Annotated in this window: 16 protein-coding genes and 1 pseudogene; 6 read left to right on the forward strand and 11 right to left on the reverse strand. The window is 74.5% G+C overall.

All coding sequences use genetic code 11. From position 1 onward, the window contains the following. Positions 1-71 precede the first annotated feature (71 nt). Together AC3ET4_RS26020 and AC3ET4_RS26025 are read left to right on the forward strand one after the other, a co-directional pair. A pseudogene (locus AC3ET4_RS26020) lies at positions 72-1,429 on the forward strand (alkaline phosphatase PhoX). Positions 1,430-1,494: 65 nt separating this feature from the next. Continuing rightward, positions 1,495-2,373, forward strand: a complete 879-nt coding sequence (locus AC3ET4_RS26025) for a PPK2 family polyphosphate kinase (protein ID WP_431953499.1) — start codon at positions 1,495-1,497, stop codon at positions 2,371-2,373. Between the two features lie 15 nt (positions 2,374-2,388). Here the strand turns inward: AC3ET4_RS26025 and AC3ET4_RS26030 are convergent, their stop codons facing one another. Genes AC3ET4_RS26030 through AC3ET4_RS26040 form a run of 3 tightly spaced genes read right to left on the reverse strand, consistent with a single transcriptional unit; the run spans position 2,389 to position 5,234 of the window. Beyond that, the gene (locus tag AC3ET4_RS26030) at positions 2,389-2,523 is read right to left on the reverse strand and encodes a hypothetical protein (protein WP_431953501.1); all 135 of its coding nucleotides are present in this window, start codon (positions 2,521-2,523) and stop codon (positions 2,389-2,391) included. A 16-nt stretch (positions 2,524-2,539) separates the two neighbouring features. Then, a complete protein-coding gene (gene treZ / locus AC3ET4_RS26035; protein ID WP_431953503.1) occupies positions 2,540-4,297 on the reverse strand; it encodes a malto-oligosyltrehalose trehalohydrolase in 1,758 nt (585 codons plus the stop codon). Between the two features lie 28 nt (positions 4,298-4,325). Then, positions 4,326-5,234, reverse strand: coding sequence for an N-acetyltransferase (locus AC3ET4_RS26040; protein ID WP_431953505.1), 909 nt, complete (start codon positions 5,232-5,234; stop codon positions 4,326-4,328). Between the two features lie 239 nt (positions 5,235-5,473). Between AC3ET4_RS26040 and AC3ET4_RS26045 the strand changes: the two genes are divergently transcribed. Next, positions 5,474-6,028 (forward strand): FHA domain-containing protein, encoded by a 555-nt coding sequence (locus AC3ET4_RS26045; RefSeq protein WP_431953507.1) that lies wholly within the window; start codon positions 5,474-5,476, stop codon positions 6,026-6,028. A 45-nt stretch (positions 6,029-6,073) separates the two neighbouring features. Here the strand turns inward: AC3ET4_RS26045 and AC3ET4_RS26050 are convergent, their stop codons facing one another. From AC3ET4_RS26050 to glgX, 4 genes are all read right to left on the reverse strand, one after another. Then, a complete protein-coding gene (locus tag AC3ET4_RS26050; RefSeq protein ID WP_431953509.1) occupies positions 6,074-6,298 on the reverse strand; it encodes a hypothetical protein in 225 nt (74 codons plus the stop codon). 334 nt (positions 6,299-6,632) lie between these two features. Then, a complete protein-coding gene (locus AC3ET4_RS26055) occupies positions 6,633-7,115 on the reverse strand; it encodes a VOC family protein (RefSeq protein WP_431953511.1) in 483 nt (160 codons plus the stop codon). 208 nt (positions 7,116-7,323) lie between these two features. Further along, positions 7,324-9,723, reverse strand: a complete 2,400-nt coding sequence (gene treY, locus AC3ET4_RS26060; protein ID WP_431953513.1) for a malto-oligosyltrehalose synthase — start codon at positions 9,721-9,723, stop codon at positions 7,324-7,326. Between the two features lie 51 nt (positions 9,724-9,774). Continuing rightward, the gene (glgX, locus tag AC3ET4_RS26065) at positions 9,775-11,895 is read right to left on the reverse strand and encodes a glycogen debranching protein GlgX (RefSeq protein ID WP_431953515.1); all 2,121 of its coding nucleotides are present in this window, start codon (positions 11,893-11,895) and stop codon (positions 9,775-9,777) included. Between the two features lie 561 nt (positions 11,896-12,456). On the opposite strand from glgX, the gene AC3ET4_RS26070 reads away from it, so the two are divergent. Further along, positions 12,457-13,704: a DUF5919 domain-containing protein gene (locus tag AC3ET4_RS26070; protein ID WP_431953543.1), complete on the forward strand. Its 1,248-nt coding sequence runs from the start codon at positions 12,457-12,459 to the stop codon at positions 13,702-13,704. A 310-nt stretch (positions 13,705-14,014) separates the two neighbouring features. Next, positions 14,015-14,728, forward strand: coding sequence for a 3'-5' exonuclease (locus tag AC3ET4_RS26075; protein WP_431953517.1), 714 nt, complete (start codon positions 14,015-14,017; stop codon positions 14,726-14,728). 444 nt (positions 14,729-15,172) lie between these two features. On the opposite strand, the gene AC3ET4_RS26080 is transcribed toward AC3ET4_RS26075, so the two are convergent. After that, positions 15,173-16,033 carry a phosphotransferase gene (locus AC3ET4_RS26080; protein ID WP_431953519.1) on the reverse strand — a complete coding sequence of 287 codons (861 nt, stop codon included), beginning with the start codon at positions 16,031-16,033 and terminating at the stop codon, positions 15,173-15,175. A 126-nt stretch (positions 16,034-16,159) separates the two neighbouring features. On the opposite strand from AC3ET4_RS26080, the gene AC3ET4_RS26085 reads away from it, so the two are divergent. Then, a complete protein-coding gene (locus AC3ET4_RS26085) occupies positions 16,160-16,459 on the forward strand; it encodes a YciI family protein (protein ID WP_431953521.1) in 300 nt (99 codons plus the stop codon). Between the two features lie 15 nt (positions 16,460-16,474). On the opposite strand, the gene AC3ET4_RS26090 is transcribed toward AC3ET4_RS26085, so the two are convergent. The 3 genes from AC3ET4_RS26090 to AC3ET4_RS26100 are packed head-to-tail and all read right to left on the reverse strand — an operon-like array spanning position 16,475 to position 19,814. Further along, positions 16,475-17,539, reverse strand: coding sequence for a carboxylate-amine ligase (locus AC3ET4_RS26090; RefSeq protein WP_431953523.1), 1,065 nt, complete (start codon positions 17,537-17,539; stop codon positions 16,475-16,477). Positions 17,540-17,597: 58 nt separating this feature from the next. After that, positions 17,598-18,887: a condensation domain-containing protein gene (locus tag AC3ET4_RS26095; RefSeq protein ID WP_431953525.1), complete on the reverse strand. Its 1,290-nt coding sequence runs from the start codon at positions 18,885-18,887 to the stop codon at positions 17,598-17,600. Between the two features lie 27 nt (positions 18,888-18,914). Next, positions 18,915-19,814: an NAD-dependent epimerase/dehydratase family protein gene (locus tag AC3ET4_RS26100; protein ID WP_431953527.1), complete on the reverse strand. Its 900-nt coding sequence runs from the start codon at positions 19,812-19,814 to the stop codon at positions 18,915-18,917. Positions 19,815-19,817: the final 3 nt, after the last annotated feature.

Below are 19,817 nucleotides of genomic sequence, written 5' to 3' on the forward strand. Positions count from 1 at the left end.
GCTAGACACACTCGGGTCAATCGCCTGTCCGCCAGCAGGGAGAGTGACCCATGTCCGTGACCAGACGTCAGATGATCGCCACCACGGGGGCGTTGGGCGCAGGGATCGCCGTCGCCGGCAGCGTCGGAGAACTGTTCGCCGGCACGGCGTTCGCCGCGGGGGCCGGCGGCTACGGCCCCCTCGTGCCCGATCCCGACGGCCTCCTCGACCTCCCCCGCGGGTTCCGCTACCGCGTGCTGTCCCGCCAGGGCGCCGCGCTGAGCTCCGGAGAGGGGCAGGTGCCCGGGAACTTCGACGGGATGGCCGCGTTCCCCGCCCACCGCGGCGGCGGGGTGCACCTCGTCCGCAACCACGAGAACCGCGATACCGCGACCGCCCCCGTCCCCCTGGTCGACGGGCTGGTCTACGACCCCGGGGCCAAGGGCGGCTGCACGGTCCTCACGCTCGACCGCGGCGGCGCGGTCACCTCGCAGCGGGTCGGCGTCGCCGGCACCGCCGTCAACTGCTCGGGCGGCCCGACACCCTGGCGCACCTGGCTGACCTGCGAGGAGAACGAGGACAAGGCCGGCACCGGCGGCTACACCAAGGACCACGGCTTCGTCTTCGAGGTCGACCCGCACGACCCCCGGAGGACGGGGGCCGAGCCGCTCACGGCCCTGGGCCGCTTCCAGCACGAGGCCGTCGCCGTGGACCCCCGCGACGGCACGGTGTACGAGACGGAGGACGCCTTCCAGGCGCCCTTCGGCCTGTTCTACCGCTTCCACCCGCGCAAGCCCCTCGGCGGCCGCGGCTCCCTGCGGGCCGGCGGCGCCCTCGAGGCCATGCGCGTGCCGGGCGTGCCGGACCTGTCGGCGGTGCAGGAGACCGGCGCCCACTTCGACGGGATCGAATGGGTGCCGGTGCCCGACCCCCTGGCCGAGGAGACACCGGTACGACTGCAGGACTTCGGCCCCCGCGGCATCACGCACGCCCAGAAACTCGAGGGCTGCTACTGGGGGGCCGCTGCGTCTACTTCGTCTCCAGCTTCGCGCGGCGCGACGAGGGCTCGGCGGCCACCCACTTCGGCCAGGTCTGGCGCTACGACCCGGCCAGGCGGCGGCTGACCCTCGTCGTCGTCTTCGGGCCCGCGACCGACGTCCGGCTGCCGGGCGAGTCCCCGGACAACATCGCCCTCGCCCCGCAGGGCGGCCTGATGGTCTGCGAGGACGGCGAGGGCGCCCAGCACGTCTTCGGCGTCACCCGGCGTGGCGAGGTGTACGCGATGGCGCGCGGCCGCCAGAACATCGGCACCGCCGACGCCCCCGAGTGGGGCGAGTTCGCCGGCGTCACCTTCGCGCCGGACGGCAGGACCATGTACGTCAACTGCTACAACCCCGGCACCACCTTCGCCGTCACGGGCCCCTGGGGCCGCGCTGGCGGGCACGGCTGATCCGCCGCACCATCTGAGCAACCAGTCGGGCGCCCGCGAGGGCCGTCGTCCCTGACGGAGGCGTGGTGGCGAGGAACACCCGGACGGCCGGACCCTGCGGGGAAGCCGCGCTGCGCGCGAAGCTGCGCGTGCCGCCGGGCGGCGGCCCCGTACGGCTGCGGTCGTACGACCCGCGTGCCACCCCCGGCGGCCCCGCGGGCAAGACCGAGGCGCTGGCCTGCGTGCCGTACGTCAGGGAGCGGATCACGGCGCTGCAGGTGCGCCTGTTCGCGCAGAGCACGGCGGGCGACCCGCGGTCCGTCCTCGTGGTGCTCCAGGGCCTGGACACCTCGGGCAAGGGCGGGGCGGTGCGGCACCTCGCGAGCCTGATGGACCCCGCGGGGTGCCGCATCACCGCCTTCAAGGCCCCCACGGTGGAGGAGAAGGCCCACCACTTCCTCTGGCGCGTCGAACGCGCCCTGCCCGGCCCCGGGCGGATAGGCGTCTTCGACCGCTCCCACTACGAGGACGTCCTCGTCCCCCGGGTCCGCGGCGGCGCCCCGCCCGAGCTGTGGGAGGAGCGCTGCGAGACCATCAACTCCTTCGAGGCCTCGCTCGCCGACGACGGCGTCAGTGTCGTCAAGGTCTTCCTGCACATCAGCCGCGACGAGCAGCGGGCCCGCCTGCTGGCCCGGCTGGACGATCCCTGCAAGCGCTGGAAGTTCGCTCCGGCCGACCTGGAGGACCGGGCGAGGTGGGCCTTCTACCAGGAGGCGTACGGGGACCTGCTGGGACGGTGCTCCACGGAGGCCGCGCCCTGGTACGTCGTGCCCGCGGACCGCAAGTGGTACCGGAACTGGGCGCTCGGGCGGCTGCTGCTGGAGCACCTCGAGCTGATCGACCCGGTGTGCCCGCCAGCCGCCTTCGATGTCGGGGCCGCCCGCCGGCGGCTGCTGGCGGACTGACGGCCGCGGGGCGGCTCAGCCGCTGCAGGCCGCGCGCTGGGCCTCGTGCCAGGCGCAGACCGGGCAGAGGGTCACGCCCGGCTGCGAGTCGGGGTACTCCGTCGGGTCGCCGCAGTGGACGCAGATCGCGCGCGGCTCGTCGTCGTTCATCACCCGTTCAGCGTAGTCAGCGCTCGCGGAGCACGGCGACCGCGTGGCCTGGCAGGCGGAGGCAGCCGGTGCCGGTGGGCGGAGGGCAGGGGCGCCAGGCGGCGACCTCCAGGTAGCCCCTGGGGGCGGCGCGGCCGGGGGAGTGGAGCGGGACGAGCGCCTCCTCGGGGGAGAAGTTGACGGCGATCCGGAAGCGTCCGCGGTCCAGCCGCAGGGTGTGCCCGCCCGTGCCGACGTGAACGGCGTCCAGGCCCGGATCGGCCAGTTCGGGTTCGGCGTGGCGCAGCGCGATCAGCCGCCGGTACCAGGCGAGCAGCTCCGCGTGCGGTGGTGCGGAGGGCTCGGACCAGTCCAGGCAGGAGCGCAGCCGGGTCGCCGGGTCCTGCGGGTCGGGGACGTCCTCGGCCTTCCAGCCGTGCTCGGCGAACTCCCGGCGGCGGCCGCGGGTGATGGCGGCAGCGAGTTCGGGGTCGTCGTGGTCGGTGAAGAACTGCCAGGGCGTGCGGGCGCCCCATTCCTCACCCATGAAGAGCATCGGCGTGTACGGGGAGGTGAGCACGAGCGCGGCGGCCGCGGCGAGCAGCCCCGCGGGGACGCTCGCGCCGAGGCGGTCGCCGGTGGCGCGGTTGCCGATCTGGTCGTGGGTCTGGGTGTAGGCGAGGAAGCGGTGGCCCGGGGTGGTCGCCAGGTCCACGGGACGGCCGTGGGCGCGGCCGCGGAAGCTGGAGTGGGTGCCGTCGTGGAAGAAGACCCGGCGCAGCACCTTGGCCAGGGCCTGCACCGGAGAGGCGGCGAAGTCCGCGTAGTAGCCCTGGGACTCGCCGGTGAGGGCGGTGTGCAGGGCGTGGTGGAAGTCGTCGTTCCACTGCGCGTGCACGCCCAGTCCGCCGGCCTCGCGCGGGTCGGTGGTGCGCGGGTCGTTGCGGTCGGACTCGGCGATCAGGAAGAGCGGGCGGCCGACCGCGGCCGCGAGCGCGTCGACAGCGGTGGACAGCTCCTCGAGCAGGTGCACCGCGCGGGTGTCGACCAGGGCGTGGACGGCGTCGAGCCGCAGCCCGTCGAGGCGGTAGTCGCGCAGCCACGCCAGAGCGCTGCCGACGAGGAAGGCGCGCACCTCGTCGGAGCCGGGGGCGTCGAGGTTGACGGCGTCGCCCCAGGGGGTGTGGTGGCGGTCGGTGAAGTACGGCCCGAAGGCGGGCAGATGGTTGCCGGAGGGCCCGAGGTGGTTGTGGACGACGTCCAGCACCACCCCGAGCCCGTGGCCGTGCGCCGCGTCCACGAAGCGCTTGAGCCCGTCCGGGCCGCCGTAGGGCTCGTGCACGGCCCAGAGCGACACGCCCTCGTAACCCCAGCCGTGCGTGCCGGGGAACGGGCAGACCGGCATGAGCTCGATGTGCGTGATCCCCAGATCGGCCAGGTGCGGCAGGCGTTCGATCGCGGCGTCGAAGGTGCCGGCGGTGGTGAAGGTGCCGACGTGCAGCTCGTAGAGGACAGCGCCGGGCAGCGGGCGGCCCGCCCACTCGTGGGCCCAGGCGAAACGGTCGTGGTCGACGACCGCGCTCGCACCCTCCGGCCCGTCCGGCTGACGGCGCGAGCGGGGGTCGGGTCGCGGCGGGCCCTCGTCCAGCACGAAGGCGTAGCGCGAACCGTGCCCGGCGGGCACCTCCGCGTACCACCAGCCCCGGCGTCCTGGGTCGCGCTCCATGTCGTGAGCCCGGCCGTCGACCCGTACCTCAACCTCACCGGCGTCCGGTGCCCACACGTCGAAGCGCATGGGCACCATGCTGCCCGGCGTCCTGGGGTCACACCAGGTTGACGCGCTCCTGGATGACCGGATATCCCGCCTTGGCGAAGTGCGCCGCCATCGGCGCATTGCCCTGGTCGGTCGCGGCGGCGATCTCCGTCGCGCCGTGTCCGACCAGGTCGTTGGTGCACTCCACCAGCAGGTCGTAGGCGAAGCCGTGGCCGCGCTGCTCCGGCAGGACACCGATGAAGCCGACGCAGAACGCGCCCGGATTGCGTCCCGGCACCTGGATGCCGGCGAGCTCGCCCTCCGGGGTGTACGCCAGCCGCCACCATTCGCGCGGCGACTGCAGCCAGTTGAGGAAGTCCAGCTCGTCGCGGGCCGCCGCGTCCGGGCCGTGCAGCCGCACCATGCGGCGGGTGTGGGCGTCGAGGCTGCCGACCCCGATGCGCCCCAGCACGTCCAGGATCACCGCGTCGTCCGGTTCCGGCCGGTACTCCAGGCGTCCGGTGCGCTCGGGAAGCCCGCATTCGGGGGTCCAGTGGTAGCGGTAGCGTTCCACGAGCAGCTCCATGCCGGAGACGACGGCCGCGTCCACGCGGGACTGGGCGGCCTCGCGGACCTCGGGCAGGTCCCGCCAGCCGGGCGGCACCAGCAGCTCGTACTCGGCCTTGAGCGGCGCCGTCCGCAGCAGCCGTACGGCCGCGTCGGCGTCGGTGAAGTCGAACCAGTCCAGGGCCACGGGAGCGTCGTCCGACGGCGCGCCCCACCAGGCGGCACGGGCCACCACGACGCCGTCGCGCAGGGCCACCCACGTCCACTCGGGACGGTACTCGCCGCCCTCGTCGGTCGTGGCGTACGAGTGGCCCGTCAGGGACCGGCCGGCCAGGCCGTCGTCAGCGGGCTTCAGGGAGTGGAAGAGGTGCGATTCGCCCGCGGCGAGCGGGCGGAAGACCAGATCGGTCATGAAGGAAGTAGTCCTCACGGGAGAGCGGAGCGCTCCCGGTCAGACGGAGTACGCCCTGCGGATGACGGGGCGGGAGCGCGACATGGTGAACGGGTACATGGCTGCCGCCTCCTTTCCAGGTCCAGGGCGTGCGCCAACCCTAGCCGTGCCGCCTCCGCGGCGTCCACGCAATTGCGCCCGCCGCCCAACGGGCCGCACCTGCTGGACACCCCGGCCTCCCGGGCAGGACAATCACGCAGGTGAGTTACGAGTTCCCGACGCATGCGGCGCGGCCCACCGACGGCGAACGCGAACGCGCCATCGAGGCATTGCGCGAGGGCGCCGTCGAGGGGCGGCTGTCGCACGACACCTTTGTGCGCCGTATGGAACTCGCCCTCAAGGCGCGCCACTCGGACGAGTTGGCCGCCCTCGTCGCCGACCTGCCGCCCCGGCAAGGCCGTTGGGCCAGTGTGGTGGGCTCCCTGGTGCGCGCCGTCACCAGGACCTCGGCACTGCGGGCGCGGATGAGCCACGCATGGGCCGTCCAGCAGCTGCCTCCGCTTCTGCTGCCCGCCCCGGCCCCGTACCCCGTGCGGATCGGCCGGGACCTGTCGTGCACCTTCCGGCTCAGCCACTCCTCCACGTCCCGCTTCCACGCCGAACTCAGCCATGAGGGAGGGCTGTGGGTGCTGCGCGACCTCGGTTCGATGAACGGCACCTGGGTCAACGGCCGCCGCGTCATGGGCTCCGCCTCCGTGCGCCCCGGCGACCAGGTCACCTTCGGGGCGATGAGCTTCCGCCTGACCACCGGCTGAGCCCCGCCTGAGCCCCGGCTGAGCCGCGGGCCGCCCCCGGCCCGCTCAGCGGCGGAACAGCGGCTCGCACGACTCGCGGTCGTCGTCCAGGTACGGCAGGAGATCCGGCGCCGTGAGCGCCGCGGTCGCCCGCAGCCGGGTGACGACCTCCTCGACCGGAGGGAGCGTCAGCCCGCGGGCCGGCGCCGCTCCCGCGCGCTCCAGGCCCAGGTCCGGGTGGTCCTCGCGCACTGCGGCGGCCGGTTCCTCCAGCGGGAGTCCCGACTCCACGTCGTGCCACCACCTCGGCACGAGACGAGCAGCTCCACAGCTCCACCGCCCCCGGCACGTCCGCGCCGATCAGCGCCGCGCCCCTCGGAGTCCGCGTGGACCGCGGCCGCTCGGCGTCGCCCGGCTCGCGGCACAGGAAGAACGTGCCTCGGCACTGTCCCCGTGCCATGGAGCGCATCGTCAGGCCCGAGGGCAGGCGCACGTCCTCGACCGGATCGCGGCGGGTGATGTCGACGCTACCGGGCCGGGCGAGGCGCCCTGCGGGGGCTTTCGATGCGTCCATGGCGCGACGTTGGCAGCGGGTCTGGCGGGCCGTGACGTCGTCCCGCGTCCCTCAGGCGGTCCGGGTCCGCGGGGCCGGATGCCGGCCGCCGGAGAGGCGCAGCACCTGGCCGCTGCCCGGCGGCGGCCCCTCGTCCGCGGTGACGAAGCGCAGCTCGTGGCCGTCCGGATCACGCACCTGCGCGAGAAGCCAGCCGTGCGCGGTGCGGACGACGGCGCCGTGCGGCTCGCCGAGTGCCGCCAGCCGGGCGGCAAGCGCCTCCAGCGCGGGGAGATCCGGAACGCCGAGGGAGAACCACGGGAAGCCCGTGGAGACGGCCGCGAGGGCGGGGTCGTGGCGCAGACACAGCACGGGCCCTCCGCCAGGATGCGCCATGGCGATGCCGGCGAAGGCGCCGCCCTCGGTGAACTCCGCGACCCGGTGGTGGCCGAGGACCCGCTCGTACCACGCCTCCGCCCGGGCCGGATCGCTGACCGGCAGCGCGACCTGGTGCACCCCGGCCAGCCGCGGCAGAAAGGGGATACCGGCATACATGTGGCATACCGCACAGTGCGCCCGGCCCCGCGGTGCGAGCCGGAAGCGGCGCGCCGAACCTTGCTGACGATTCGTCAGATAATGGCGGCCTGGCTCCGGCCGCAGGTCGGCAGGCGGGCCCGCTCCCGCCCCCCGGCGGACGCACGCGCCGGGCGCGGCGAGCGGGCCCCCGTCGACGGCCGCGCGCGCACCGCGCCCGCCCGGGCCCCTACTCGTCCACGTCGCGGACCAGCAGCCCCACCGGCAGCCGGTCCAGCAGTTCGGCCAGCGGCACCACGGCCCGGAACGCGCGGCCGGTCAGCACCTCCGTCCAGACTCCTTCCGGGAGCACCAGTTCCGTGCCGCGCCAGCCGCCCGCGTCCGCGAGCCGCCGCGACAACCGGGTGACGACCGTCAGCGCCCGCCCGCCGCGGATGAAGGCCACGCAGTGCTCCCCGGCGACGCCGCGCGCGTACAGCGGCTCGTACGTGGCCTCGGGGCCGGTGAACCACTGCGGGCGCGCCCGGCGCAGGCGCAGCGCGAACTGGGTCACCTGCCGCTTCTCGCTCACCTCGCCGCTGTCCGCCGTGTCCGGGTCGTAGGGGCGGCGGTTGTCGGGATCGACGAGCAGCAGCTGCCGCTCCTCGTCGCCCTGGTAGAGATCGGGCACGCCCGGCATGGTCAGGTGCGCCAGGTGCGCGCCGAGGACGTTGACGCGCTCCGGCCCGCGCAGGGCGCGGTCGATGCGCTCGGTGGCGAAGGCGGCCGGGCCGCCCACGAGTTCGCGGACGAAGCCGGTCACGATCTGCTCGTACTCCGGGCGCTGGTCGGTCCACGAGGTGCGCAGGCCCGCCTCGCGCTCCGACTTGAGCAGGGTGGCGGCCACCCGCTCGGCCGCGCCGGGGTCGCAGAAGACGGCCGCGTGCTGCCAGGCCTGGTACTCCACACGGCGCTCAGGAAGCGGCATCCCCCGGTGCGCCAGGTAATCCCGCAGGTCCGCCGAGACTTCGCCCAGCCAGGCGGCCCACTCGCCGGGCAGTTCGCTCAGCGCGGCGAGCCGGGCGCGCACGTCGGCGCTGCGCTTGGTGTCGTGGGTGGAGCGCACCGTCGCGGTGTGCGGCCAGTCCCGGCGCAGGCGCTCGGAGAAGGCGTGGAAGTCCTCGGGCGTGGTGGCGGGACGGTCCGGCTCGCGGCCGACCTCGTTGAGGCAGAGCAGGGGATGGTAGCGGTAGAAGGCGGTGTCCTCGGCGGACTTGGCCCGCAGCGCCGAGGAGACCTGGGCCAAGCGCACCGTGAAGTCCGCCGCGGCCTGCCCGCCGCCGCGGTGCCGGCCGAGGGCCAGGTCGCACACCGCGCCGGCCGCCGGGAGCCCGGTGGCGCCCGACGCGGCCTCCAGAAGGGCGGTGTCCTCGGCGTCCGCGGGCTCGCCGGGGACGACATACGGGCGGTAGCGCGGCAGCCGTACCAGGGTCGCCTCGATCGCCTGGCGCAGCGCGGCGGGCTCCAGACCGGTGGCGCGGACGGCGGAGCGGGTCAGCCGGTCCACCTCGGCGGCCAGGTCCTGGGTGACGATGCGCTCGGCGGCGGCCCGCAGGGTCGGCGGCCACTCGCCGCCCTCGTCGGCGGGGACGGCGGTGAAGTCGCGGTAGCAGCGGACGATCTCCTCGACGCCGACCGGGTCCGTGAACAGCCCGTCGAGCCGGTCCAGGGCGTCGTAGCCGGTCGTGCCGGAGCAGGTCCAGCCGGCCGGCAGCCGCTCGTCGCCGGTGAGGATCTTCTCCACGACCGTCCAGCGCCCGCCGGAGGCGTCGGCGAGCTGCCGCAGGTAGCCGGCGGGGTCGGCGAGGCCGTCCGGGTGGTCGACGCGCAGGCCGTCGGCGACGCCCTCGTCCAGCAGGCGCAGCAAGGTGGCGTGCGTGGCGGCGAAGACCTCGTCGTCCTCGACGCGGACGGCGATGAGCTCGGAGATGGTGAAGAAGCGCCGGTAGTTCAGCTCGGTGCGTGCCTGCCGCCACCAGGCGAGCCGGTACCACTGGGCGTCCACCAGCGCGCGCAGCTGCAGCTGCTCGGTGCCGGGCCGCAGCGGGAACGCGTGGTCGTGGTAGCGCAGCACCCGCTCCCCGGCGGCGCGGTCGTGTTCGACCCGCAGGTCGGGCAGCACCTCGTCCAGCGGGCCGCCCAGCACGGGCAGCAGCAGCCGGTCGCCCTGCGCCGCCCAGTCGACGTCGAACCAGCGGGCGTACGGGGAGCGCGGGCCGTCCCGCAGCACCTCCCACAGCGGGCGTGCCAGGTGTTCGGGCGCCGGCACGGCCATGTGGTTGGGCACCACGTCCAGGACGAGTCCCATTCCGTGCGCGCGGGCGGTGCGGGCCAGCGCACGCAGCCCCTTCTCGCCGCCGAGCTCCTCCCGCACCCGGGTGTGGTCGACGACGTCGTACCCGTGCGTGGAACCGGGCACGGCCTGCAGCACCGGGGAGAGATGCAGGTGGGAGACGCCCAGCGCCGCCAGATGGGGGACGACGGCCTCGGCCGCGGCGAAGGGGAAGTCGGGCTGGAGCTGGAGCCGGTAGGTGGCGCTCGGCACGGAGGGGACGACAGCGGTCGGCGGGGTCGCGGCACTTTCTGTCATGGAGGACTGATTACCCCGCCGGCCGGTGCGACCATCACATCGGGCGGCCGGTTACGCCGGGCGTTGCAGGACGACCATGCTCCGGTCGGCCAGCCGCAAGCGGTCGCCCTGGGTCACCTTGCGGCCCGAGCCGGGAGCCACGCCCTCCGGGCGCTGGGTGTCGACGACGACCTGCCACTCCTTGCCGTGGTTCACCGGCACGACGAAGTCCAGCGGCTCGTGCCAGGCGTTGAACATCAGCAGGAAGGAGTCGTCGGTGATCCGTTCCCCGCGGTCGCCGGGCTCGGAGATCGCGCTGCCGTTGAGGAACACCACCAGGGCGTTGGCCTGGGCCTCCTGCCAGTCGTCCTGGGTCATCTCCTCACCCTCAGGGGTGAACCAGGCGATGTCGGAGAGGTCGTCGTGCGTCCCCGCGACCGGCCGGCCGTGGAAGAAGCGGCGGCGCCGGAAGACGGGGTGGTCGCGGCGGAGCCACACCATCTGGCGGGTGAACTCGTGCAGCCGCCCGGCGCTCGCGTCGCCCTCCTCGGGCCACGGCACCCACGCCAGTTCGTTGTCCTGGCAGTACGCGTTGTTGTTGCCCTGCTGGGTGCGGCCGAACTCGTCGCCGTGGGCGAGCATCGGCACGCCCTGCGAGAGCAGCAGGGTGGCGATGAAGTTGCGCATCTGGCGTTCGCGCAGGGCGAGTACGTCCTCGTCCTCGGTCTCGCCCTCGGCGCCGCAGTTCCACGAGCGGTTGTGGCTCTCGCCGTCCCGGTTGTTCTCGCCGTTGGCCTCGTTGTGCTTGTCGTTGTACGACACGAGGTCGCGCAGGGTGAAACCGTCGTGGCAGGTCACGAAGTTGATGGAGGCGAGCGGCCGGCGGCCGTCGTCCTGGTAGAGGTCGGAGGAGCCGGTCAGCCGGGAGCCGAACTCGGCGAGCGTGGCCGGCTCGCCGCGCCACAGGTCGCGCACCGTGTCGCGGAACTTCCCGTTCCACTCCGTCCACAGCGGCGGGAAGTTGCCCACCTGGTAGCCGCCCTCGCCGACGTCCCAGGGCTCGGCGATCAGCTTCACCTGGCTGACCACCGGGTCCTGCTGCACGAGGTCGAAGAACGAGGACAGCCGGTCCACCTCGTGGAACTGCCGGGCCAGGGTGGCCGCGAGGTCGAAGCGGAAGCCGTCGACGTGCATCTCGGTGACCCAGTAGCGCAGCGAGTCCATGATCATCTGCAGCACGTGGGGGCTGCGCATCAGCAGCGAGTTCCCCGTGCCGGTGGTGTCCGTGTAGTAGCGCGGATCGTCGGCCAGCCGGTAGTACGAGGCGTTGTCGATCCCCCGGAAGCACAGCGTCGGCCCCAGGTGGCTGCCTTCGGCCGTGTGGTTGTAGACCACGTCGAGGATCACCTCGATGCCGGCCCGGTGCAGCTCGCGCACCGCCGTCTTGAACTCCAGGACCTGCTGGCCCCGGTCACCCAGCGAGGCGTAGGCGTTGTGGGGCGCGAAGAAGCCGATCGTGTTGTAGCCCCAGTAGTTGCGCATTCCCGCGTCCACCAGCCGGTGGTCGTGGACGAACTGGTGGACCGGCATCAGCTCCAGCGTCGTGACGCCCAGCTCCGTCAGGTGCGAGATCACCGCGGGGTGGGCGAGCGCCGCATAGGTGCCGCGGATCTCCTCGGGCAGCTCCGGGTGGAGCATCGTCAGGCCCTTGACGTGCGCCTCGTAGATCACCGTCCGGTGGTAGTCGATGCGGGGACTGCGGTCGTCCGCCCAGTCGAAGTACGGGTTCACCACCACGGAGGTCATGGTGTGCGGCGCCGAGTCCAGGTCGTTGCGGGACTCGGGCTCACCGAAGCGGTAGCCGTACACCGCCTCGTCCCAGTCGATCGTCCCGCTCATCGCCTTCGCGTACGGGTCCAGCAGCAGCTTGGCGGAGTTGCAGCGGTGGCCCCGGGTCGGCTCGTGGGGACCGTGCACCCGGAAGCCGTAGCGCTGACCGGGCATGACGCCCGGGACGTACGCGTGGCGGACGAAGGCGTCCGCCTCGCGCAGCTCGACGGCGGTCTCCGAGCCGTCGTCCTGCAGCAGACACAACTCGATCCGGTCCGCGGCCTCGGAGAAGACCGCGAAGTTGGTGCCGGCGCCGTCGTACGTGGCGCCGAGGGGGTATGACTGACCCGGCCAGACCTGCATGTCGTCGACTCTTCCACTTCTCCGCCGGGCGCCGGTAGGCCGCACCCCGGCCGCATCGGTGCCGAAAGGGCATCGTCACGCACGGGTGCCCCCGCGGGCAGGGAATCGCCAAGATCTTCCCCGTTACGGGTGTCCCCATTCCCCTGCCTGCCGCAAGAATCCACTGCCCCGGGGTAAACCTGTGCTCCCGAAGTTTCGTCAGAACGAGTGAAAGCGCACTGCGGGGAACTTCTGTCTCCGGCCCGGCGGCCGCACCGGCGCGGGGGCGCGGACGGGTCCGTCCGGGGCCCATGGGCCGGGATCGGTCCGGATCGGTCCGGATCAGTCGGATCGGTCCTGGTCGGTCCGTTCGGTCCTCGTCGGTCCTCGTCGGTCCTCGTCGGTCTGGTCGGGCGGAGGCGGGCGCGGACGCGTCGGGGCGGGCCGGGACGCCGACGGCCCCGGCCCGCGCGGGACGCGGTGAGCATGTGGTGAAGTACCGCCGTTACTGCTGCACCGCTTCGCGCCCCGCAGTACCCTTCCTTGATCGTGGACGGGGGCGGGAAGGCGGGTGCAGTCGTGATGTCGGGAGGTCTGGTGCTCCCCGGTGGTGGTGATCAGGGGGACCCGGGCGGCGGCATCGGCGAGGGAAGCACCGGTACGGCATCCCTCGCACTGCCGTTGGAGATCGGAGCCGAGCTGGACTGGGGCGCCGACGAGTGGGCCGAGGTGCGCACCCGCGCCCGGCGCGCCGGACGGGCGTACGTCTGGCTCAACCTCGTCGAGCAGCGCCTGCGCGCCGTCGTCAACGCGGTGCTTCGCCCGATCTACGAACCCGTGCACGGCGACGAGTGGGTGGTCGCGGCCGCGGGACCGGCCGGCCACGAGTGGGTGCAGCGGGCCGCCGCCGTGCGCGAGGTCAGCCGCCGCAAGGGGTTCCTGCTCGACCCCGCCGACGACAACATCCTGAGCTTCCTGACGCTGCCGCAGCTGCGCGAGCTCGCCGTCCAGCACTGGCCGTGCTTCGAGCCCTACCTCGACGACCGCCGCGAGCTCGAACTCGCCCTGGACGAACTGGAAGTGGCCCGGCACGTCGTCTCCCGCAACCGCGCCCTGTCCCGCACCGCCCTGGAGCAGGCCGAGCGGGCGGCCGCGCGGCTGCTGGACATGCTCGGCTCCGGACCCGGCTACCCCTCCGCCGAGCGGCTGCCCGTGGACGCCGTCGAGGAGCTCGTCGCCGAACGCTACGCCGACGTCGTCGGCGTCTACCCCGACCGGGTGCGGCTGCAGCGGCAGCTGCCGGCCGAGGACCTGTTCGCGAGCGCGCGACGCCTGGACGCCGTGGGCATCGGCCTCAACCTGCTGGTGCAGAACTACTCCGGCAAGCGGCTGGTGCGACTGGCGGAGTCCGGCTGCCGGGTGCGGCTGCTCTTTCTGAACCCGGCGAGCAGCGCCGTCCGCCGCCGTGAACGCGAACTCGGCCTCGGCCGGGGGGAGCTCAGCCGCTCCGTCGAGATGAACATCATGCACATGCGGCGGGTGCGGGCCCGGCTGCGCGACACCGCCGCGTTCGAGATCCGGGTCTTCGACGAGACCCCGCGCTTCACCGCCTACCTCGTGGACGGGGACACCTCGGACGGCATCGCGGTCGTCCAGCCCTATCTGCGCAAGGCCCGCGGCATGGAGGCGCCCGTCCTCATCCTGCGCGGCGGGCCCCGGCAACTCGTGCAGACCCGGGGCGACGAGGCTCCTGAGGCCGAGCACGGCCTGTTCGAGATCTACCGCGAGGAGTTCGAGGGCGTCTGGGCCGACTCCCGTCCCGTCTCCTGACGGACCGGGGGACTGGGGGACTGGGGGACTGGGGGACCGGCGGACCTGCGGACCGGCGGACCGGCGGGCTCGCGGATCCGCGGATCGGTGGCCTCGTGGAGCACCCCCGGCCGAACCTTTTCCACAGCCCGGCCGCAGGAGTGTCAGTGGTGCGCGCGATGATGGATCGGCACACGGGGGAACAGTGGGAAGGATGTAGGCCAATGGGCATGAATCGACACCGGGCATGGCCGGCCGGCTCGGCACGGGGGAGGAGCACGGGCACCCGCCGGTGCGGCGCGGCGGACACCGCGGGCACGAGGACCGCACGATGAGCTGGATCAGCGACGCGCTGGTCGCGTTCGACCTGGAGACCACTGGCACCGACATCGAGACCGACCACATCGTCACCGCCGCCGTCGTGCGGCTGGAGGCCGACGGTTCCGTCTCACAGGAGCGGACGTGGCTGCTCGACCCGGGCGTCGCCATACCCGAGCAGGCGTCAGCCATCCACGGCATCACGACCGCCCACGCCCGGGAGCACGGCGCCCCGGCCGGCACCGCGGTCGAGGAGATCGCCCACACCGTCGCCGAGGTGCTGGGCTCGGGCACACCGCTGGTGGTGATGAACGCCCGCTACGACCTGTCGTTGCTGGACCGCGAGTGCCGGCGGCACGGCGTGGCCTCGGTCAGCGAACGGCTGGGCGGCGTGCCCGCGCCGGTCATCGACCCGCTGGTCATCGACAAGCACGTGGACAAGTACCGCAAGGGCAGGCGGGCCCTGCAGGCGCTGTGCGCCCACTACGGAGTCCCGTTGGAGGGCGCCCACGACGCACGGGCCGACGCGGTGGCCGCCGCCCGCGTGGTGCGCCGCATGGGCGAGCGGCACGAGCCCGTCGGCCTGATGCCGCTGGCCGACCTGCACGCCCTTCAGATACGGGCGGCGGCCGAGCAGTCGGCCTCCCTCCAGGCATACCTGCGGCGCACCGCCGACCCGGCGGCCGTCGTCGAGCGGGCCTGGCCGGTCATCCCCCGGCAGAGGTGACCGCGGGGCCGACCCTCCGGCGCGGGGGCGGGCCGCCCGGGAGCGGGACGTGGCTGAGGACGCGCCCGTCCTCGGTGCCGGCCGGCGGCCCGCCGGCACACCGCCGGAGCGGGACGGGGCAGGACGGTCTGGCCGGCTGCCGTTTCGGCGCGCCGGAGTCGTCGCAGGCGGTGTGGGCCCGTGTGCTTGACGGCGACGGCGACGGCGACTGCGACAGCGGCGACGGCTGGCAGCGGCGACGGGTGCCGCAGTGACGCGCCCCGAACCGGCAGGCCCGGGAAGGGGCTGGGCGTCGGGCCGGAGCGCGACCGGCGGCGCTTCCGCCATGACCCCGGTTCACCGGCAGCGGTCGCCCCGCGGAGACTCGGCTGCCGTCAGGCCGCCGTGCCGCCCCGGGACCAGGGTCACCTGCGGCCGGGCATCCGTCGGCGGGCGCCCGGCCGGTCAGAAGGGATACCAGCGCACGGACTGGTCGCCGTCCCGCAAGGAGGCCACCCTGCGGCGGAACTCCGCGAGCGCCGCCGGGTTCCCGGGCGCGTGCTGGGCCACCCAGGCGCAACTCGCCGTCTCCCGTGCCCCGCGCAGCACCGCGCAGCCGTCCCAGTCGCGCACGTCCCAGCCGTACGCGGCCGTGAAGGCGTCGTAGGCGTCGGAACCGAGGCCGTAGCGGTCGCGGCTGAGCGCCATGACGACGAGGTCGTGCTCGCGCAGGTCGGTCGAGAAGGTCTCCAGGTCCACCAGGACGGGGCCGTCCGGACCCACGTGCACATTGCGGGGCAGCGCGTCGCCGTGGACGGGCCCCGGGGCCAGGTGCGGGGTCAACGCCGCCGCCGCGGCGGCGAAACCGTCCCGGCGCTCGCGCAGATACGCCGCGTCCTCGGGGTCGATCGCCGAACCGGCGAGCCGCAGCCAACGCTCCACCCCGTCCAGCAGGTCGCGCGGAGGCAGGGCGAAGTCCGGCTGGGGCAGGGCGTGTACGAGGAGCAGCAGCGCGGCGAGGTCGGCGGGCTCCGCGGGGCGCACGCTGTCCGGCAGCCGCTCCCAGTACGTGACGGGGTGGCCCTCCACCAGCCGTGCCTCGGAAGCCGCCGCCCGTACGGCCGGAACGCCGTGCGCGGCCAGCCAGGACGCCGTGCGCACCTCGCGGGCGGCCCGGTCGAGCAGTTCGGGACCACGGCCGACCTTCGCGACGGTCACGCCGTCGGCGAGCTCGAACACCGCGTTCTCACCCAGTGCGATCAGCTTCGCGCTGCCCTGCCCGTCGGCCGCGAGGACGGCCCGGGCGAGCTCTTCGGTGAACGCCATGCGGCAATGATCGCAGATCACGCATGGTGCGTCCGGGCTCCTCCGCGCCGCAGCCGGGGTCTCCCGCTGGAGCGGGCCGTGCCATCATGGGCCGGATCGCCCGGCCCGTCTCGAGATCGGACGCGGATGCTGCACCTGCTGTGCCTGACGTACACCGGATCGGAAGCGGACGCGGAGCTGTACGTCGCCGGCCACGTCGCGTTCCTGGAGCGCCACCACCGCGCCGGCACCTTCCTGCTCTCCGGCCAGACGGTGCCTTCCGGAGACGGCGGCGTGATCGTCGCCCGAGGGGCGGACCGCGAAGCCATCGAGCGGATCGCGGCGGAGGACCCCCTGGTGGCCTCGGGGGCCGCCGTGTACACCGTCACCACGGTCGACCCGGCCCGTGCGCATCCGGACCTGGCCGGTCTGCTGGGCGGCGCCTGACGCGCGTCGCCCGCGTCACGCCACCGTGCGGCGCACCGCGTCCCGCAGGACCGCGCCGGCGCCGCCCCGGGCGTACACCTCGCGCTGCCACCGGGCGCCGGAGCCCCGCGAGGTCAGGCGGTCGACGCCGGCGCGGACGGTGTACAGGTCGCCCGTGTCCTTCAGCGCGTCCTCGATGTGGGCGACCAGGGCCTCGACGACGTCGTGCGCGCTCGCCGGACGGTAGGTGCGCGGATCGAGCAGCGCCCCGTCCAGCCCGAAACGACTGGCGCGCCAGGAGGCGAGCCGGAGCAGTGCCAGGTCGTCGTCGGGTGCGGGGCGCCCGTCGGCCCACTGGCGGGCGGCGGTCTCGACCAGGCCGCGCACCAGCGCGGCCAGCACCACCGCGTCCTGGTACTCCGGGCACACGTCGCAGACGCGCACCTCCACCGTGGGGAACTTCGCCGACAGCCGGGCGTCGAAGTAGAGCATCCCCTGGTCGATCAGGATCCCGGTGGCCAGCAGTCTCGACACCGCAGTGCGGTACCCCTCGGCGGAGCCGAAGCCCCGGGTCGGCCCGGCGGTGGGCCAGCGGCCGAAGACCTGGTAGCGGTAGCTCGCGTACCCCGTGTCGGCGCCGCGCCAGAGCGGCGAGTTGGAGCTGAGCGCGAGCAGCGCCGGCAGCCAGGGGCGGATGCGGTCGAGGACGGCGACACCCTCCTCGTCGGACTCCACCCCCACGTGGACGTGGCAGCCGCAGGTCAGGGTCTCTTGCGCGGTAATGCCGAAGGACTGGGCCATCCTGCGATAGCGGCCCCCCGGGGTGAGCCGGGGCGGCACCTCCACGGGCGAGGTCCCCAGCGCCGCCACCGCCACGCCTTGCGAGCGGGCGAGCTCGGCCGCCCTGCGGCGCCAGGCGCGCAGTTCCTCTCTGAGCTGGTCCAGGGTGAGGCAGGGCGGGCTGTTCAGTTCGAGCTGCTGCTGCTGCAGCTCGGCCACCAGTTCCCCCGGCCAGGGGCCGTCCTCGAGCACCGCGTCCGCCACCGCGCGCGGTTCACCGGACCGCGCGTCCACCAGGAGAAGCTCTTCTTCGACTCCCACGGTGCGAACCACTCTCTTCCGATACCCGCTGGAGCCCGCCGCTATCCGTCCGCGGGTCTCACCCGGCCCACAGAAGGTGGTCCATGGCCCTTCGGCACAGGCCCTCGGCCTGCGCGCCCGCCGTGGACGTCACGCTGAGGAACAGCCGCCCGTCCATCCCCGCCACGATCACCAGCGGCGCCCCGGAACGGCTGGTGTGCGCGGCGCCGTGGACGGCGGCGAGCCGCAGCGGCCCGTACGCCACGGGAAGATCGAGGCGCGTGTTGCTGACGGACACGTCGAAGCGGGGGCCGCGCGACTCGCCGTGCCGCACCAGGGTGCCGACGGCGCGGTGCGGCAGGAACGAGGTCAGCCGGAAGACGCGCACGAGCGGCCGCAGCTCCCGCGGGGTGAGCCGGGCGTGGATGGCGGTCCTGGCCTCGCGCGCGACCGCCCACAGGTCGCCGGACGTACCGTGCACGGAGACGACGAAGCTCGCCGCGTACAGGCCCATGGCCTCCCCCGGCGAGGGGTCCAGCACCCGGCGCAGGTCGGCGGCGACCGCGATCCGGGCCGGGCGGCTGCCGGGAGCGGCGGCCCGCGCGAAGGCCGCGCAGAGGGCGGCCTGCAGTGTCACGCCCCGCGCCCGGCAGCGCTTGAGCAGCAGCTCCGTCTCCTCGCGCTCCAGCGTCCACGCGTGGTAGGCGAGCCGCCCGTCCGGCGGGTAGGGCGGCCGTACGGGCCCGCCCAGCGCCCGGGCGGTCCTCAGCAGGTCGCCGAGGCGGGCGCGCGGTCCCGGGATCAGTTCGTCCGCGGGTGGCGCGAGCACCGGTGCCGGACCGGCGCCGTCGTCGGCCCCGGCCCGCCGGTGCGCCCCGGGCGGGCACGCCGCACCGGGCGGGACGGCGTTCTCGTGCTCCGGCCCGCCGAGGCGGGTCAGCAGGTCCCGCAGGACGACGCCCGCGGAGACGGCGTCGGCGACCAGGTGGTGGTACACGGTGACCAGGTCGAAGGACGCGCCCGCGTCGACGAGCACGAAGCGGGCGAGGGGGCCCGTACGGGTGTCGAAGCGCCGCGGGAGCTCCTCCTCCACCACCCGCACCCAGGAGTCGCCCGCGCCGGCGTCCCGGACGACGACCCGCACACCCGGGTCCGGTACCCCGGCCGTGGTGAGCCGCCCCTGCCACACCCCGGGGTCGGCGACCCGGACGCCGAGCAGAGGGTGGCGGCTGCGGACGGCCGCAACGGCCGCGCGGACGCGCGCGGGCGTGGTGCGGCCCTCCACACGGGCCACCGCGGCGATGTTGACGGGGAGCCGCTCGCCCGCGGCCCAGATGACGCGTTCGTACGGGGACAGTCGGCGGCGCATGGGGTGCTTCCCCTTCCTCGCGGGCGGTCAGCGGTTCAGGGCGCCGCGCAGCCCCTCGGGCAGCGTGACGACGGGCCGGTACGGGAGCCGGCCGCCGGGGGCGCAGGTCCACGCGGGATGCAGCGCCTCGGCGACCTTGTCGGGGTTGAGCGCCGACGCCCGGCCGAACACGCGGGCCGCCCCCAGCGCCAGCGGCCCGGGGATGTGGACCACCCTCGGCGGGCGGCGGCCGAGCACGGCGGCGGCGGCGGCGCCGATGTCCTCGAAGCGGTGCTCGGTGCCGTCGCACACGTGGTAGGTGCCCACCTGCGTGACGCCGGGGTCGGCGGCGGTGATCAGCGCCCGGCACAGGTCGTCGACGTGGAGCAGCGAGTAGTGCCGCGGCCCGGGCCGGCCGACGGCGGGCAGCAGACCGGTGCGTACCGCCGCCACCAACCGCGGCAGGAACTCCCGGTCGCCGGGGCCGTAGACGATCGGCGGCCGGACCACCACGGCCGGCAGCCGGTCCGCCGTGTCCCGCACCGCCCACTCGCCGCCCAGCTTGCTGCGCCCGTACGCGGAGACCGGCCGCGGCGGCGCGTCCTCGTGGCGCCGCCGCCCGGGACCGGAGGCGGCCAGCGACGAGCAGTACACCAGGCGGGGCGGCACGGCCAGCGCCGCTGCCGCCTCGCACAGCCGCCGCGTCCCCGCCGTGTTGACGGCCGCGTACGCCCGCGGGTCGGCCGCCTTGGTGACCCCCGCCAGGTGCACCACCCGGTCCGCGTCCCGCAGCGCGCCGGCCAGCCCCGCGCCGGTGGCCAGGTCGCCGGGGACGCTGCGGGCGCCGGGCACCTCGCGGCCGCCGCGCACCAGGGCGGTCACCTCGTGGCCGCGCGCGGCGAGGTGGCGTACGAGATGGCCTCCGACGAAGCCGGTGGCCCCGGTCACGAG

The sequence above is a fragment of the Actinacidiphila sp. bgisy167 genome, assembly GCF_057707665.1.